At 65.0% G+C, this 14914-nt stretch carries 13 protein-coding genes and 1 pseudogene; 7 read left to right on the forward strand and 7 right to left on the reverse strand.

The annotated features are described in order from the left end of the window. Positions 1–407: 407 nt before the first annotated feature. Positions 408–1421 (reverse strand): phosphorylase family protein, encoded by a 1014-nt coding sequence (locus A5645_RS12100; RefSeq protein ID WP_081288307.1) that lies wholly within the window; start codon positions 1419–1421, stop codon positions 408–410. Positions 1422–1641: 220 nt separating this feature from the next. On the opposite strand from A5645_RS12100, the gene A5645_RS12105 reads away from it, so the two are divergent. Both A5645_RS12105 and A5645_RS12110 read left to right on the forward strand, forming a co-directional pair. Then, on the forward strand, positions 1642–2967 hold the full coding sequence (locus A5645_RS12105) for a M23 family metallopeptidase (RefSeq protein ID WP_065129656.1): 1326 nt from the start codon (positions 1642–1644) through the stop codon (positions 2965–2967). Between the two features lie 18 nt (positions 2968–2985). Next, on the forward strand, positions 2986–3972 hold the full coding sequence (locus A5645_RS12110; RefSeq protein WP_065129657.1) for an alpha/beta fold hydrolase: 987 nt from the start codon (positions 2986–2988) through the stop codon (positions 3970–3972). A gap of 23 nt (positions 3973–3995) precedes the next feature. Here the strand turns inward: A5645_RS12110 and A5645_RS12115 are convergent, their stop codons facing one another. Next, complete coding sequence (locus tag A5645_RS12115) at positions 3996–5183, reverse strand: cytochrome P450 (protein WP_065129658.1); 1188 nt, start codon at positions 5181–5183, stop codon at positions 3996–3998. After that, a pseudogene (locus tag A5645_RS12120) lies at positions 5180–6174 on the reverse strand (LLM class flavin-dependent oxidoreductase). Before A5645_RS12120 ends, A5645_RS12115 begins: the two are co-directional and overlap by 4 nt. Between A5645_RS12120 and A5645_RS12125 the strand changes: the two are divergent. Continuing rightward, entirely contained in the window at positions 6152–7162 is a 1011-nt protein-coding gene (locus A5645_RS12125) for an SDR family oxidoreductase (RefSeq protein ID WP_301336990.1), read from the forward strand. The pseudogene A5645_RS12120 and the gene A5645_RS12125 sit on opposite strands and share 23 nt — an antisense overlap. A 68-nt stretch (positions 7163–7230) precedes the next feature. On the opposite strand, the gene A5645_RS12130 is transcribed toward A5645_RS12125, so the two are convergent. Next, on the reverse strand, positions 7231–8292 hold the full coding sequence (locus A5645_RS12130) for an NAD(P)H-dependent amine dehydrogenase family protein (protein WP_065129759.1): 1062 nt from the start codon (positions 8290–8292) through the stop codon (positions 7231–7233). 152 nt (positions 8293–8444) lie between these two features. Between A5645_RS12130 and A5645_RS12135 the strand changes: the two genes are divergently transcribed. Genes A5645_RS12135 through A5645_RS12145 form a run of 3 tightly spaced genes read left to right on the forward strand, consistent with a single transcriptional unit; the run spans position 8445 to position 11297 of the window. Then, complete coding sequence (locus tag A5645_RS12135; protein ID WP_065129659.1) at positions 8445–9551, forward strand: NAD(P)H-dependent amine dehydrogenase family protein; 1107 nt, start codon at positions 8445–8447, stop codon at positions 9549–9551. A 33-nt stretch (positions 9552–9584) separates the two neighbouring features. Continuing rightward, a complete protein-coding gene (locus tag A5645_RS12140; protein WP_155767977.1) occupies positions 9585–10811 on the forward strand; it encodes a MalY/PatB family protein in 1227 nt (408 codons plus the stop codon). Between the two features lie 18 nt (positions 10812–10829). Next, on the forward strand, positions 10830–11297 hold the full coding sequence (locus tag A5645_RS12145) for a DUF417 family protein (RefSeq protein WP_155767985.1): 468 nt from the start codon (positions 10830–10832) through the stop codon (positions 11295–11297). Here A5645_RS12145 and A5645_RS12150 read toward each other — a convergent pair. Then, positions 11281–11817 (reverse strand): PadR family transcriptional regulator, encoded by a 537-nt coding sequence (locus A5645_RS12150; RefSeq protein ID WP_065129760.1) that lies wholly within the window; start codon positions 11815–11817, stop codon positions 11281–11283. The genes A5645_RS12145 and A5645_RS12150 overlap by 17 nt on opposite strands. Positions 11818–11911: 94 nt before the next feature. Here A5645_RS12150 and A5645_RS12155 point away from each other — a divergent pair, with 94 nt between their 5' ends. Further along, positions 11912–12748, forward strand: coding sequence for a DUF3159 domain-containing protein (locus tag A5645_RS12155; RefSeq protein WP_436405490.1), 837 nt, complete (start codon positions 11912–11914; stop codon positions 12746–12748). Positions 12749–12902: 154 nt separating this feature from the next. On the opposite strand, the gene A5645_RS12160 is transcribed toward A5645_RS12155, so the two are convergent. Together A5645_RS12160 and A5645_RS12165 are read right to left on the reverse strand one after the other, a co-directional pair. Beyond that, positions 12903–13637: a 3'(2'),5'-bisphosphate nucleotidase CysQ gene (locus tag A5645_RS12160; RefSeq protein ID WP_065035365.1), complete on the reverse strand. Its 735-nt coding sequence runs from the start codon at positions 13635–13637 to the stop codon at positions 12903–12905. A 17-nt stretch (positions 13638–13654) separates the two neighbouring features. Beyond that, positions 13655–14788, reverse strand: a complete 1134-nt coding sequence (locus tag A5645_RS12165; protein ID WP_436405493.1) for an acyl-CoA dehydrogenase family protein — start codon at positions 14786–14788, stop codon at positions 13655–13657. Positions 14789–14914 lie beyond the last annotated feature (126 nt).

Below are 14914 nucleotides of genomic sequence, written 5' to 3' on the forward strand. Positions count from 1 at the left end.
AGCGACAATGTCGCTGAACGCCTGGGCGGTGCTGGCGGCTTGAGAGATTACTGCGATGGGGCTGGTGTGGGATCGGTCTGGTGAGCGCCGGGGAGGCCGGGGAGCCCGGCTGAGCGGTATTCCGGCTAGCTGGGCGCTATTCCGGCTAGCTGGGCGCCATGCGCATCTTGCCCTCGCCTGAGACAGTGACCTTTGCCCGGCTTGCAGCGACAAACCATCGACAGTTGCTGCGGCTAAATAACTTTCAGCGACATTGTCGCTGAAAGGCGGGCAACGACGCACATACTCCCCTGGGCTCCCGCGGACGTCCCAGGGCTCCCGCGGACGTCCCAGGGCTCCCGCGGACACCCAACGGCTCCCGCGGACACCCCAGGACTCCCGCGGACGCCCCAGGGCCTCCCGGCCGATCACGCACCAGTCCAATTCCCCAGGAACGCCTCAACCACCCGCGCCGCGTTCTCCGCGGCGATTTGCTTGTAGAAGAAGAACTGAAACGGAAAACCCGGTAACCCCAGCGGATCTCCGGGCCCATCCGACATGCCCCGGATACCGAGGAACGGCACCCCGTGTGCCACCGCAACCGCCAGGGCGGCGCCGGTCTCCTGGTCGACCGCGTCGAAGGCCGGGTTCTCCGCCGTCTGAATGTTCAGGTTGCTGAGCAACCCCTTGGCCAGCCACGGACCGATCGCCTGAAAAAAGTTGCCGGTGTACAGCAGCGATCGGCCAGGTGCGCTGCACGGTTGGCACCCAAACACGTCTCCGCTGTTGGGCACACACGGAAATGCCTGGCCGTTGTTGGAATCGTGGCTGTACCCGTCACCGCCAACGAACAACTGTGGTTGGCGTTTGAGATCGATCAGCTTGACCGTCGGCACATGACGGCACAAGCACATCGGATTCCCGAGATTGTTGACGCCACTGAGGTTGACGGCCAGCGTCTGCGCCGCGGCCAGCATGCCGGGATCGACCGCCGCGAAGGTCGCGCCGTTGTCGACAGTCCACCGGGCCGGCACGGCGACATCGCCGATGCTGGTTCGGCCGGAACCCCCGGCCACACCCGAAAAGACCACTCCCCCAATGGCAATGTTGGACGACGCACAGGTAAAGCGATTCAGCGCGGCCTCGGTGACGCGTGTCGCGTTGACCATGCCGATACCCGTCATCGCGACGACCACCTTCTTACCGGCGATCGAGCCGCGGTAGTAAAACTGGTTGTCGTACACCGCAACGGGATTCGCATCGAGCATGGTGTGCGCCAGCACGGCATCCGCTTCGGCGGGAAACGCGGTCAGCACCAGGGTCCGTTGTTCGCATGCGGCCGCCATCACGCTCGCAACGCCTCCGGGGTCCGCCGCGGCCAAGCCGCCGCCCAGGCACGAAGCGACCACCACGACGAGTGCAGCACGGAACCGTCTGAGCACGATCCCCCTATCCCTGCACCGGTATCGCCATTCATGAGTGTCAGAATTCGCATTTCTTCCTGGCTGAAGTCGGCCGCACTTTGCCTGCGCATGATTTTCGCGCGACACCGTGGTGGCTTGGAGATTCGTTATCGTTATTTTTGCTTAGCGATTTCATGTCGTGATCCGCTTGCGACTCGGGATACTATGCTCAGCCGGGCTGACAAGGGAGGGACTGTATATGGCGAAGCGGCGAAGGCGACACCAAGCAATTCGCCGGAAAAGTCTGGCGCTCCTTGGAATCCTGCTCACCACCGCCGCCTGCACATCGACGCCGAAGCAATCCGGTGGCACCGCAAGTCCCCCCGCCGACCCGCTAGCCGGGGTCACGGTCCCGGACGCGTTCACCCCGCTGACCGTAAACCCGATCAGCCGGCCGACCTTTCCCTTCCCGGGCACTGACGACAAGTACCACCTGGCCTTCGACGTGCAGGTCACCAATTCGACCGCCGCACCCGCCACCCTCACCGGTGTGGACGTCGTCGACGCCCGGGAACCCAACAAGGTGCTGGCCTCGTTCACCGGGCCGGCACTGGTCGATCCCGCCTGCAACTACGGCAACTGCAACCGGCTGCGACTGGTACCGGCCGCGCCCGCACCCGATGTCACCATCCCGCCGCAATCAGCGCGCTCACTGCTCATCGATTTCCGGTTGGACAACCTGTCGGACTTTCCCAAAGCCGTGATGCTGCGATTGCACGGCACCGGCGTCACCAATCCGGGCGCATCCAGCCAGCCCAGCCCCATTGACACCTTGGGCGCGCCGCTCAACATCTCGGCCGGCATGCCGCGGCTCATCGCTTCCCCATTGCAGGGCAACAACTGGGTCGCCTTCAACGGTTGCTGCGATCCGGGCTGGGCACACCGCGACGCCATCCTCCCGGTGAACATGAAACTCAACAACAGTCAGCGCTTCGCCATCGACTGGATGCGGATGAACGACCAGGGCAACTTCTACGACGGCGACCGGACCAAGAACGAGAGCTTCGTCAGCTACGGGACGCCCGTGTACGCCGTCGCCGACGGCACCGTCGTCTCCACCCTCGACAACGTCGAGGCCAACGTGCCAGGCATCCTGCCCGCATCCGAGCCGGCCCTGGCCGCCAAGCTGACCGTGGAAAACGTTGACGGAAACCACATCATCATGGACATCGGCGACGGTGTGTACGCCATGTACGCCCACTTCATCCAAGGCTCGCTACTGGTCAAGCCCGGCGACAAGGTCAAGAAGGGCCAGCAGATCGCCAAATTGGGTAACACCGGCAACTCCAACGCCCCGCACCTGCATTTTCAATTGATGAGCGGCCCGTCGCTGCTGGAGGCCGACGGCCTGCCCTACGTGATGGAAGGTTTCAGTTATCAAGGGCAGGTCAATGCGGAACAAGTGTGGAACGCCGACAACTACCTCAGCGGATCATTCTTCGGCCCCGCGGTGCTGGCCGCTCCTCAACTCAAGGGAAACCAGTTGCCCTTGCTGCTGGCCATTGTGACCTTCCCGCTCACCTAGCCCAGAAAGGCCAACACCATGGACGTTTTTGTGGAATGGAACAGCGGCGGAACGGAATTGCAGTGGCGATCCACCACTGAGGCCAATGACAAGCAAGAGGTCACGGTTTTCCTTCGGCGCTACGGCACACCCGGTGCACCCCCGCTGGTCTGCGTGCACGGCTTCCCCACCTCCAGCATCGATTACTACCCGCTGGCCCGCGAACTCAGCGAGGAGTTCGAGATCTTCGCCCTGGACTTCCCCGGCTACGGCGTGTCCGACAAGCCGCCCCAGCCCTACGTCTATTCGCTCTACGACGACGCGCGCCTGCTCGTCCATGCCATCACCGAGGTGTGGAACCTGACCGACTTCCGCATGATCACCCACGATCGCGGCAGCAGCGTCGGCATGATCGCGCTGGGTCTATTGGCGGAGAAGTCGGCACTGCCGATCGATCTCATCATCACCAACGCCAACATCTACCTGCCGCTGTCCAACCTCACCGCATTCCAGACCGCGCTGCTCGACAGTTCGACGGGCCGGGCCACGGCCGCGGAGACCACACCGGAGATGTTGGCCGCCGGTCTGGGGTACACCACCTTCATGCCGCGCCGCACACTGGAGCATCCCGAAATCGCCGCGCTGGCGAAGTGTTTCACCTACAACGACGGAATGCGCGTGCTGCCCGACACCATCCAGTATCTGCACGAGCGCGCCGCCGACGAAAAGCGTTGGCTGGAAGCACTATCCAAACTGCACGTCAACGTCAGCCTGGTCTGGGGCGTGCACGACACCGTTGCACCGCTGCGGGTGGCGAACCACGTCTGGCAGAAGTATCTGCGGAACATGGCCGGCCGAAGCCGCTACTGGGTGATGCCGACCGCCGACCACTACCTGCAATGCGATGCGCCCGGCGAACTGGCCCAGGTGCTGCGCCTTACCGCGCAGGCCGAAAGCATTGCGCTGCAACTGCAAACACTCGGTAACCGACCCGAGGGCGCGGTGTTGGTGGACCAGCTCGGATAGCCCGGCCCGGATGTCTCAGTACCTCATCCGGTGATGACGGGCAGCTTGGCCCAGCCCCGCACGCTGCTGGTGTGCGCCTTGCTGGCGTTGGCGTAGTCGACTTCCCACTCCGGCCAGCGCTTGAGGACCTCTTCCAGCGCCACCCGCGCCTGCATGCGCGCCAACGCCGAACCCAGACAGAAGTGCAGGCCATGCCCGAAGCTCAGATGACCACCGCCCCGATGAATGTCGAACCGCTCACCGTCGACGAATTTGCGCTCGTCACGGTTCGCAGATCCGTTGAGCAGTAACATGATCGACCCCTCGGGGATCACGGTGCCATGGCTTTCCACGTCATGGGCCACATACCGGGCCTGCACCGGCGACGGCGCCTCGTACCGCAACACCTCTTCGATCGCCATCGGGATCAGCGCCGGATTCGCCACCAGCTCGCGGCGCTGGTCCGGATGCTCGGCGAGCAGCTGACCGATGAAACCGATCAGGCGGGTGGTCGTCTCGTTACCGGCCCCGGCGATCATGCTGGTGTACATCAGCACCTCGGTCCGCTCCAACCGCCGGGTGACACCGTTCTCCTCCACCTCGGCGTTGAGCAACTGCGTCATCAGATCGTCGGACGGGTGGTCCATGCGCCAGTCGATGTACTCGGCGAAGACCTCGTAGCTCTTCTCGAACAGATCCTCGTCGACCGCCCGGAAAGTCCCCTCCCGGAGGTTGATTGCTCGCCCGCCCCGATCACGGATGTTGGCCTGGCTGTCTTCGGGGATGCCCAGCAGATAGCCGATGGTGCGCATCGGGATCATCGCGCCGAGGTTCTCGATGAAGTCGAAGCGCCCCGAGCCCACCAGCGGGTCGAGCGCACGAACGCAGAAGTCCCGGGTGAGCGGTTCGATCGCCTCCATCCGTCGCGGCGTGAAAACCCTTGACAGCAACCGTCGGTGCAGATCATGCAGCGGTGGATCCTCGAACAGGATCACCCCAGGCGGCACCGTGACCCCGCTCATGATGATGTCCATGGTGGTGCCGCGGCCGGAGCGGTAGGTCTCCCAGTTGGTCAGCTCCGGAGCGACATCCTCATACCGACTCAGCGCATAGAAGTTGTACTTGGGGTTGTAATACAGCGGAGTCTCATCGCGCATCCGCTTCCAGATCGGGTACGGATCGTCATCGATGTCGAAATCAAAGGGGTCGTAATAAATCTCGGTAGATGTCATGCACTCTCCGCGGCTACCGGGCGGGCGGCCTCGGGCAAGACGACCTCACCCACCCTCTTCAGATATGGCCACGCCACTTCGGGCGGCACACCGCCGCACAACGGCGACAGGGTCAACATCTTTCCGGCGCGGACCCAGGAAATCGCCTGCTCCACCGTGATGATCACGTGCGACTTTCCGGTTTCGCGCAGCTCGTCGATCGTCGAGACATGCGAAAAGCCCGCCGAGGTCTCGTTGCCGGGATTCCAGGCGGCGTAGGTACGAACGTCGTGCAGCAAGTATTCGCCGAGCTCCGACCAGGCCCGGTCCACGTCGTCTGCGACGAAAGTCACCGAGGGCGTGTCGCGGTCGGGAAAGAACGCCGGCCCCGGCTCGTGGCCGTGTTTGCGGCACGCCGACTCGTACGCCTCGCGCATTCCCGGCACGTTGCCGTTCGCCAGCATGCCCAGCCCGTAGCGGCCGGCCCGGCGGGCCGCCGCGACGCTGCCGCCGCCCCACATCATCCCCGGCCCGCCCGGGGTGAGCGGTTGCGGCGTCACCTTGATTCGCCGCCCGTCCTGCACCACGGTCTCCCCGGCAAGCAACTGGCGCAGCATCCCCAGCTTTTCGTCCGCCAGTCGCCCGCGGTCGCCCAGGCCCAGCCCGAACATCTCGTATTCCTCGGGCCGATATCCCAACGCCATGATGTAGGACGCCCGGCCCCGGCTGACGATGTCGAGCACGGCGATGTCCTCGGCCAGCCGGATCGCGTCATAGAACGGCAAGATCAGGATCAGCGTCAGCGCCAGCCGCTCGGTGCGCGACGCGATCGCCGACGCGAGCAACAGGGGTGACGGCAGGTAGCCGTCGTCGGATCCATGGTGTTCACACAGCACCGCTGCCAGGCAGCCATGGGTTCACCCCATGCGCACATCTCCGGCACTGCGGCATACAGCTCCGCCGGGTCACCCCCAAAAGCCGGGGCCCGCATGTCGAACCGCAGCGTGAACAAGGCCACTCCTAGCAAACCTAATATTTGTCTCACGTACGCTACGTGGGACCTGCGACAGAGGTCAACCGCGGGGTTTGTAACTTACATCTGGTCCAGATACTGTAACGTCGGTGCACGAACCACCAGGGAAAAAGGGGATGAGATGACAACGGCGTCAGACTTGTTGGGTTACCAGGGAAAGCGTGTTCTGGTGGTCGGCGGCGCGACCGGTATGGGCGCCGCGGCGGCGCAGATCGCGAAGTCTCTCGGTGCGCACGTCACGGTGATGGACTATGCACCGGTGGACTTCGAGGTCGATCGGGCGATCTCGCTGGACCTCAGCGATCAGGATTCGATCGACCGGGCGGTCGACGAACTCGACGGGCAGGTCGACAAGCTGTTCTCCGCCGCCGGTGTGGCCGACGGGCCAAAGCTGATGCGGGTCAACTTCATCGGGCACCGGCACCTGATCGAGCGGCTGTTCGCCAAGGACCTGCTGCAGCGCGGTGCGGCAATCTGCTTCATCTCGTCGGTGGCCGGCATGGGCTGGGAGAACGATCTGGAACTCGTGCAGGACTTCTTGGCGACGCCCGACTACAAGTCGGCACACGACTGGTGCCAGGAGCGCGAGGCGCAGGGCATCATCCACTACGGGTTCAGCAAGAAGGCGATCAACGGCTACGTCGCCTGGCAGGGATACCCCTTCCAGAAGAAGGGCGTGCGCATCAACGCGGTCTGCCCTGGCCCGACCGACACGCCGCTGGCCCGGGCCAATGCTGACCTGTGGCTGACCTTCGCTCAGGACTACCGCGACGACACCGGCAGCCAAACCCTGACGCCCGAGGACATCGGCAAGGCGATGATCCTGCTGAACAGCGACGCCGCGGCATCGGTCAACGGCATCACGCTCAACGTCGACCAGGGCCACGCGATGGCGTCGATCACCGGGTCCTACGCCCCGGGCAAGCCGATCATGGACCTGATCACCGGCCGAGTCCAGCTCGCCTGACGCGCGAGCAGACGCAAAAGCGCCCACACGCTCGGCGTGTCGGGCGCTTTTGCGTCTGCTCGCGGGCGCTACTCAAATGCGTGCCGCGGCAAGGTCGTCGGCAAATCCAACGAACTCAGCAATCCCGCTGGGGCCTCGACAACATACGGAATTGCATTCACCACCCGCATGGCCGTGGCGGCCATCGCCGCGCGTCCGGCGCCGTGTCCCTCCGCCGCGCCCAACGTCAGCACACAGTGAATGTCCGGCTCACCCTCGATGTCGACCCGGTAGGTCGCGTCGCAGTCGGACGTCGGCCAGTCTGGTGCGACGTCGCGGGCCATCCGGATCACGTGCTCGACCACGATCGCTTCGCGGCCGTTCACCACCCCGGCCGCCCGAGTTCGTACCGCCCCGCAGGTGCCGGCGGGAATCGTGCCGAAAGCCACCTCGATGTCGCGGTCGGTCAACTCGCGATCCAGCGTGCCCCGCACCTCCTCGATCTCGACGCCCAGCCCGCTGGCGATCAGGCAAAGCGATGCCTTCCAAGCCATTTCGATGAACCCGGGCGTCTTGAGCATCGGCTCGAAATCCAGCGGGCGACCGAACCCCATGCCGTCCATCATCACGTCGGCCACCGGATAGTGATCGTTGAGGGCCACCTCGCTGACGGTGATGCTGCGGATGCTCTTCGACTGCGTGGTCATCAGCAGCGCCATCTCATCGGAGGCGAAGCCGGGAAAAATGCCCGACACGTACAAAGACGCCCCACCGTCCCGCGCCGCCGATTCGAGTTGGTCACGCCAGTCCGGCGCGAAATAGGACGGCGGATACACCAGGCTCGTCGAGGACGTCGAAACGACATTGATCCCGGCCGAAAGCAGACGCACATATTCGGGCACGGCGGCGCCGTCGCGGTCGGGGCCGCTGGCGGCATACACCACACAATCCGGTTTCATGGCAATCAACGCGTCCGCGTCGCCGGTGGCCGCCAGCCCCAGCGGCGCACCACCGGCCAACTCGCCCGCGTCCCGCCCCACCTTGTCCGGCGAATGTACCCAGACCCCAACGAGTTCCAGGTCCGGCCGGCGCCGCACCGCGTCGATCGCAATCGATCCGACTCCCCCGGTCGACCACACCACGACCCGCATAACCGTCTCCTCACGTCCGCTATAACCTAACGTTTGTTCATGACGCTCGGCCAGGCCGACCCAGAACATACTGCAACCCTTGACCCGTCATCGCGCCGACTGTTAACTTGCGGATCAAATATTCGGTATCGCAGAGCAGCAAGGGGGCCCGGATGGCCAACCCGGCAAGTCACCGCGTAGTGGTTTGGGCGACGGGAGGCATCGGGTCGATAGCCATTCGCGCGATCCAACGGCGCCCAAATCTGGATCTTGTTGGGGTATGGGTGCATTCCGCGGACAAGGACGGCCGGGACGCCGGGGAATTGGCCGGTGGCGATCCGATCGGCGTTGCCGCCACCACCGACGCCGATGCCCTCATCGCGCTGAAACCCGACTGCGTCATCTATGCCGCCAGCGGCCCCGAACGCGACGCCCTGGCGATCCCGGACTACGCGAAGTTGCTGGAAGCCGGAATCAACGTCGTCACCACGAGCACCACCCGGCTGGTGAACCCGCACGCCTACACACCCACCGAATGGCGCGACCAGCTGGTCGCCGCCGCAAAGCAGGGCCAGGTGTCATTATACGCCTCGGGTATCGAGCCCGGCTTCGCCGCCGATTACCTGCCCCTGGTGCTGTGCACGCAATCCTCGGCCATCGAGAAGATCCATTCCTACGAGATCGGTCTCTACGACGACTACGGCGTGCCCGACATCATGAGCGACGCATTGGGTTTCGGTCGCCCGCTGGACTATCAGCCATGGATCAGCTTCCCGGGCGCGATCGCCGGTGAGTGGCAGGGCCAGATCCGGCTGATCGGCGATGCGCTCGGCGTGGAGGTTCAGGAGATTCGCGAGACCTTCGATCGCGCCGTCACCAACCGGACATTGGAAGTGGCGATGGGCACTGTCGAAGCCGGTACGTGCGGCGCGCTGCGGATGCGGGCCATCGGCGTGGTTGACGGTCGGGAGGCCATCGTCATCGAGCACGTCACCCGCCTGGCGCATGACGTCGCGCCGGACTGGCCGACCGGGATCGGCGACCTCTCCTACCGCGTGGTGATCAGCGGCGACCCCGACATCGACTGCAGCCTGGCCGCCACGCTGCGTGATCCCGCCCGAGCGGGAATCGCGAACATGACCTCCGGAGCCGGCGCCATGGTGGCCACCGCCATGCGCGTCGTCAACGCCGTCCCGTATGTCGTTGCCGCACAACCCGGTCTGCTGAGTTCGGTGGACCTGCCGCTGACCATCCCGACACACGCCTTCATCACGTCCTGAGCTCCTAACTGCGCCATCTTCTAATCTCGAGCAGTGGTCGATAACCCGCTAGAGGAGTTGACGCTTGATCAATTGCGCCACCGCACCAGCATGAAGTGGCGCGCCCACCCCGCCGATGTCCTGCCGTTGTGGGTCGCCGAGATGGACGTCAACCTGGCTCCCAGCGTGGCGGAAGCCATTCACCGGGCCGTCGACGCCGGCGACACCGGCTACCCGCACGGCAAGGGCTATGCCAAAGCGATAAGTGAATTCGCCGCCGGGCGCTGGCAGTGGGATGGGCTGTCGGTCGGACGCACCCGGGTGGTGCCCGACGTCATGCTGGGCATCGTCGAGATGTTGCGTCTGGTCACCGACCGCGGAGACACGGTCATCGTCAATTCGCCTGTGTACGCGCCGTTTTATGCGTTCGTCTCGCACGACGGCCGCACCGTGCTGGAAGCCCCGCTTAATGCCGGGGGGCGCATCGACCTCGACGTGCTGGCCGAAGCGTTCGCGCGTTCGCGCAAGACTGCGGGCGCTGCCGGCAAAGTCGCCTACCTGTTGTGCAACCCGCACAACCCGACCGGCGTCGTGCACACCGCCGACGAATTGCGTACGGTCGCCGACCTGGCCCGCCGGTTCGATGTCCGGGTGGTCTCCGACGAGATCCACGCTCCGCTGGTGCTGTCGGGAGCACGCTTCACGCCCTATCTGAGCGTCCCGGGTGCCGAGAATGCGCTGGCGCTGACATCGGCGTCCAAGGCGTGGAATCTCGCGGGTATCAAGGCGGCGCTGGCCATCGCCGGCCCCGAGGCAGGTGCGGAACTGCGCCGGATGCCCGAAGAGGTGGGCCACGGCGCCAGCCACTTGGGCCTCATCGCGCACACCGCGGCGTTCAGCAAGGGGGTCGACTGGCTCGATGCGCTGCTGGGAGGCCTGGATGCCAACCGCGCGCTGCTCAACGACTTGGTCGCCGAGCACCTTCCCGGCGTGCGGTTGTTGGAACCCCAGGGCACCTACCTGGCCTGGCTGGACTGCCGCGCGCTCGGCATCGACGATGACCACACCGAGGGCCTGAAAGTGGTGGCCGATCTGTCCGGTCCCGCCCGCTGGTTTCGCGATCACGCCCGCGTCGCGCTCAGCTCCGGGCACGTGTTCGGCAGCGGCGGCGCGGGTCACGTCCGGATGAACTTTGCGACCTCGCAGGCGATCCTGACCGAGGCCGTAGCCCGGATGGGCCGGGCGCTACGCGATCGAACCGACCGCCGCCCTTTTACGTAATACATTGCTGTGACTCCAATCGCTGACAAAATCACAAGCCTCGGCCAGCTCGTCGCCCGCTACGGACTGGTCTTGGTGCTGGCCTGGATCGGGTTCGGCAAGTACGTCAAGATGGAATCGAAAGTGCTCATCGAACACAGCCCGTTGATGAGCTGGATCTACGACTTCCTCAGTGTCACGGCTGTCGCGCGAGCGTTGGGAACGATGGAAATCGTTGCGGCACTGCTGATCGCGACGTTCCCGGTATGGCCCAGGGTGTCCGTGCTCGGTAGTGCGCTGGCTATCGTGCTCTTTCTGGGGACGGTGAGTTTCCTGTTCACCACACCCGGGCTGTTTGCAACCCATGCCGCGGGAATACCCGTCCTGACCGCCCTACCGGGCCAGTTCCTGCTCAAAGACCTGGTGTTGCTGGGCGTGGCAATCTGGACGCTTGGGGATGCGCTGCGAGCGGCCCAGCCGGCTGAGCTGGTTAAGCCGACCGTTTAGCGCTGCGCTCCCGCAGGCCGTCGAGCACCCACTTCGCCCATTCGATCTCATGCTGGGTCCAGCGCAGACCCTGTTCCAGGGCAGCCCGGGCGAAGAACGCGTCGTCGTCCATCGTCCAGTCATAGGCATCGAGCATCTCGGCGTAGCGGGCGTGTTCTTCTTCGGCCAGGGCCAACAACGACTCCAGATACTCCCGCGCCTGGGGGGGCTCGAGTTGACCGAGTAGAAAGACCCGCAGGATCGCGGCGTTGCGGATGGGCGGATCCTCCTGCGGCGACATCATCCAGCGATACAACTCGGCGCGGCCGGCGTCGGTGATCTCGTATTCCTTACGCCCGCGCGGACCCACGTCGGAGACCTTGATCAGCCCGGCGCCAGCGAGCTTGTTGAGCTCGCCGTAGAGCTGGCTCTGAGTGGCCGGCCACATGTTGTCCATCGACTCTTTGAACCGTTTCAGCAGGTCATAACCGCTGCCGGGCTCTTGGGACAACAATCCCAGCGCCGCGTGTCGTAAACTCACCGGACCATCATAACCTTCCACAATTGACATGTCACTGGCACGTATGTCAGTATCGACCTGTCACAATTGGAATGTTAGGAAATCGGAGCCTGTTATGACCCAGCCGACCCCCCGCGACACGCAGCCCTCGATGGAGCAGCCCAAGGCACGCCGTGGTGTCGGCGAGATACTTGACGGGTTCTTGAAGTCGCCGTTCTCCGGGATCGCGCCGTGGGCGCTGTTGTCAATCCTGTCGGCGCCGGGCCGATTCGAGATCGCGGTGGCCTCCGCGCTGGCCTTCTCGGTGTTGATCCTGCTCGTCGGGCTGGCGCGCGGCATCAAGATTCACCTGCTGGAAGTGTTCGGCGCCGTCTTCTTCGCTGCGCTGGCCATCGTCGGCCTGGTCGCCACCGACAGCGCCCTGCGGTTCCTGGAAGTGTGGGCCGGTGAGTTGACCAATATCTCCCTCGCCCTGTTCGCGTGGTTCACACTGCTGATCCGCCGGCCGTTCACCATGGCGTACGCGAAGGACACGACACCGCAGGAGTATTGGGACAGCCCGCTGTTCAAGCGGATCAACAACGTGATCACCGCGGTGTGGGCGAGTGCCTTCACGTTCGCGGCGGCGGCCGGTTTCTTCGGCGACGCGGTTCTGCAGGACGCCGGCAACTTCTGGACGGGCTGGATCCTGCAGCTGGCAGCGATCTTCTTCGCGATCGCCTTCACCGAGTTCTACCCCGACTACGCCTCAGCCATGTTCGACCTGGACAACGGCGAGCCGGCGGAGGTCCCCTCGATGCTGCAGATGGTCGAATGGTTGCCGACGTTCATCGTCGTCACCGGCGTGGTGGGACTGGTCACCGACTCGGTGGACTTCCTGCTGGGTATCGGCTTGATCATCGGCGGCAGCGTGGCCTCGGGTGTCCTTACCAAGTTCAGCGGGGCAAGGTAAGCCCGTCCCGGGGACATATGGACTGTTGCCCGCCTCTGAGCGACACCTGTCTGGTGTAATGCGCAATCCCGTCCGGGACTTGCGAATTCAACCAGACAGTTGTCGCTCGGAGGCGGGCAAAGCCGTATCTGCGGCCGGGCCGGCGCAGGTCCGCTCAGGAACGGCCGGTAACCGCCAGCACGGCGTCGGCGAATTCGGGACGGCACACCACCAGATCCGGCAGCTTGGGATCGGGTTGGTTGTAGGCCAACGCGGATCCGTCGATGCGGGAGGTGTGCAGGCCGGCGGCCCGGGCGACGGCCACCGGTGCGGCCGAATCCCACTCGAACTGCCCACCGGCGTGGACGTACACATCGGAGAGCCCCTGCACGATCGAGGCCACTTTCGCTCCGGCAGAACCCATTTCGACCAGAATCCCATCCAGCTCGTCCCGCACGGCCAGCGCGATAGCGGGTGGACGGGTACGCGACACCACGATCCGCGGCTTGTCCGGGGTGGCCGGCGGCGGCGCGACCGTCGGGGTCGCCAAAGTGATCCCTTGGGCGGGCAGGGCGACCGCGCCGGCGAGGAGTTCGCCGGCCTGCCACAGTGCGACATGCACCGCCCAGTCGTCGCGCTCGAGTTCGGAGAACTCGCGCGTGCCGTCCAGCGGGTCGACAATCCAGACCCGCTCCGAGCGCAATCGCACCGGGTCGTCGGCACCTTCCTCGGACAGCACCGCATCGTCGGGCCGCTCGGCGCCCAGCGCTTCCATCAGAAAGTCGTGAGAGCGCTTGTCCCCCGCAGCTTTCCGCTCGCTTGCGTCGGCCTCGGCGAATTCGGCCCGGACGCCGAGCAGCAACCGGCCCGCCTCGGTCGCCAGTCGCGCGGCCAGCTCATGGTCAGTCATGGCAACAGTCAAACAGATCAGAGTCCGAACTGATCGTCGATGATGCCCAACCAGATCTGCGCGCAGTCCATCGCGACCTTCTCGCTGATGAACGCGTGCTGGGTGCCGGTATAGAGGTCACGGAAGGCGCGTTCGAGCCGGCTGCCCTCCCGGATCGAGCTGGTGCCGGCCACCAGGTGAGCCCACTCGGCACACTCGCGCGCGGTATCGGTGGCGTAGACGGCGGCCGCCCGCATGTCCGCGCGCAGGGTCGGGTTCAGGTCCTCCCCCGCGGCAACCGCGGTCTCCGCGGTGCTGAACGCGTCGAGCACCAGCAGCCGGGCAGCGCGCCACGCCGCGACGTGGTGTGCCAAGCCTTTCTGGAAGGTGGGCCGGCTGGCCAGCGACGCCATGTCGCTCATCCGGAATTTCGTCGCCGCCAGCTCGGTGACGTCGTCGAGCATGCTCTTGGCCACCCCGAGCGCCCACGACGCGTGCCCGGCGGCGGTCACCGGCATCAGCCCCATCCGCGCAGCTGGCGACGTCCCGCGGTACGGGCGGCGGTCGAACAGCCCGAACGTCCTGGCCGCGGGCACGAACACGTCTTCGGCGGTGTAATCGTAGGAACCGGTGCCCTTGAGACCCTGCACATGCCAGCCGTCATTGAATTGGATCTCGTCGCGCGCAATCACCGCCACCCGCATCTCGGGAATGCCCTCGCTAACCCAGCGCATTTCGCCGTCGTCCATCGGGAAGAACCCCGCCGCGACGTACTGGGAATGACCGACACCCGAGCCGAAACTCCACGAACCACTCACCCGATAGCCGCCGTCGACGACCGCACCCTGTCCGTTGGGAAAGAACTGCCCGCCCATCGTGACGTGATTGTCGTGGGCCGTGAACACTTCGGCGAAACCCTCGTCGGGAAGGTAGGTGGCCGCGGCGAACCGGGACGGCAGGTTGGCTATCCCGATCCACCCGAAAGAGCCGTCCTGCCACGCCATTTCGATCCATGTCTCGATGGTCTCGGCCAACGACGGCTCGATACCGCCCGCCTCGGCGGGGCTCAGTGCCGTCATCAGCCCGCTGCCCCACATCTCGTCGACAATGGCGTCGGTCATGGTGCGTTTCCGCTCGGATTCGGCCGCTTCGGCGCGCACCAAATCACGCATCCCGCGAGCCAGCGAAACGAGCTGGTCATCTCTCACCGACGTCACCTGATTCCTATCGCCGCTTCACCGCCGATCGATGGTGAACAGTACGCCGCAGGTTTCGCTGTCCGGACATTCGGCTACCCC

Source organism: Mycobacterium asiaticum, from assembly GCF_001673635.1.
GTDB lineage: Bacteria > Actinomycetota > Actinomycetes > Mycobacteriales > Mycobacteriaceae > Mycobacterium > Mycobacterium asiaticum_C.